Raw genomic sequence first — 2086 nt, 5'->3', positions numbered from 1 at the left:
ATTAGCGTTGCACTTGGTGTGTTAATCTAAGTTTATTTAAAATAGGCATTGGGCCATCGAGCTCGCATACCGTCGGACCGATGGTGGCCGCAAATCTCTTTTTGCGCTCGATAACCAAGCAAACCGAACTGACCACCATCAAGAAGATCGAGATCGAGTTCTATGGTTCTTTGGCAGCAACCGGCAAAGGACATGCAACGGATACAGCGACTTTATTAGGATTGCTCGGTCACACTCCTAGTACGATTGACACTCGTATGACCAGCCATTACCTATCACCTATTTTTTCGGATAAGAAGCTAAAGCTATCAGATGTGCATACCATCGACTTTGACACTGAGCGAGATATTTATTGGTACGACGACACGGTTTTACCTTACCATCCGAACGCTTTGACCTTGCGAGCCATGTTGACTGACGACACTGATTTTCAAAAGACTTATTACTCAGTAGGTGGCGGCTTTGTCATTAACGATGAAGATGCTAAAAACCCAGATGAAGATCATGCCAGCCCAACGATTGATAGCGTGCCTTACCCTTTCAACAGCGCTGCAGAGCTACTCGAGCAATGTCGTCAGCACAATCTCAGTATCAGCGACTTAGTATTGGCTAACGAATGTCACTTTCGTGATAAAGCAGAGATATTAGACTATTTAGATAATATTTGGGACGTGATGCAAGACTGTGTCAAGCAAGGCTGTGAAAACGGCGGCATATTACCGGGCGGCTTGGATGTCAAACGCCGCGCGCAAGACTTGCATCAGCAGCTGTATGCCGAAAAGGATACGCCAGTATCAAAGATCGATGAGCTTGCCGCGATGGACTGGGTTGACTTATATGCACTCGCCGTTAACGAAGAAAATGCCAATGGAGGCAAAGTAGTCACGGCTCCAACCAATGGCGCTGCAGGCATTATCCCTGCTGTACTGCACTACTATCGTGATTTTTTACCCAATTATAGCCAAGAAGGTGTGCGCAAATTTTTATTAAACGCCACTGCAATCGGTAGCTTAATCAAACAAAACGCCTCTATCTCTGGCGCAGAAATTGGCTGCCAAGGTGAAGTCGGCTCTGCTTGTGCCATGGCGGGTTCTGCACTGGCAGAAGTCATGGACTGCTCGCCAGCCAAGTGCATAAATGCAGCTGAAATCGGTATTGAACACAATCTGGGTCTTACCTGCGATCCTGTAGGTGGGTTGGTACAGGTGCCTTGTATCGAGCGTAATGCCATGGGTGCAGTGAAAGCGATCAATGCAGCACGTCTGGCCTATCGTGGCAACGGACAGCACTTTGTCTCTTTAGATAAAGTGATTGAAACAATGAAAGTCACAGGGGCGGATATGCTTGATAAGTACAAAGAGACTTCACGTGGTGGTTTGGCTGTTTACGCGGACGACCGCATACCCACTGCGAAGCATGGCGTCAGTGTTAAGTACAGCCAGTGCTGATATCTTTGATGTTTGATCGACATTAAAGCGTCATTGATTGACTCGCTTATTCTGCGTTCGACTGAACATATCAATAATACGTGAATTTTTGCTATAAAAAAGGCCTCTAAATAATTAGAGGCCTTTCTGTTACGAGTAAGTACAAACACGAGTAAATATTAACCAATTGAACACTCATGTCATGATTTTGCTAACAGTTTTTTACTCAGCTGTCTTGGAAACCACTTCGTTTAAAATCCAAACTGGCTGAACCACATTTGAACCTTCAGCAGTGACCGCTTCTTGGCGTACATCAAGTACATAGCGATAGTTTGGCTCATAGGTAAAGCCTTGGATGTTACCACTCAGAGTAGTGAAGTTTTTCTGATGCATTTGACGATACTGTATGCACGACGACTCAACAACAGAACCATCAGTGGCCGTAACATCGCAAACTGCCTTACGTGGCGCAACTTCGACATCAAAGCTTGAAATGTTGACTACTTTTACATTCGTAGGCTGGCCTTCCACTACCATGGTACGCTCGTCAACTACATCCATTGTAGAACATGCTGATAGAGCAAAGGTAGTTGCTAATGCTGCAAGGGCTAGTTTTTTCATTATTTATTCCTCAATTATTGGTTATAAGTTATTATTGA

General features: G+C 44.9%; 1 protein-coding gene and 1 pseudogene. One reads left to right on the top strand and one right to left on the bottom strand.

Annotated features, from left to right (window positions below; all coding sequences use genetic code 11):
- Nucleotides 1-32: 32 nt before the first annotated feature.
- Nucleotides 33-1448: pseudogene (locus tag L0J61_RS10645) on the top strand (L-serine ammonia-lyase); the annotation flags it as partial.
- A 201-nt stretch (nt 1449-1649) separates the two neighbouring features.
- On the opposite strand, the gene L0J61_RS10640 reads toward L0J61_RS10645, so the two are convergent.
- Nucleotides 1650-2048 (bottom strand): DUF4377 domain-containing protein, encoded by a 399-nt coding sequence (locus L0J61_RS10640; protein ID WP_301466413.1) that lies wholly within the window; start codon nt 2046-2048, stop codon nt 1650-1652.
- Nucleotides 2049-2086 lie beyond the last annotated feature (38 nt).

It is taken from the genome of Psychrobacter sp., assembly GCF_030457785.1.
Lineage (GTDB): Bacteria > Pseudomonadota > Gammaproteobacteria > Pseudomonadales > Moraxellaceae > Psychrobacter.
Note: the sequence above shows the minus strand (reverse complement) of the source record. Positions and strands in the feature narration are given on the sequence as shown.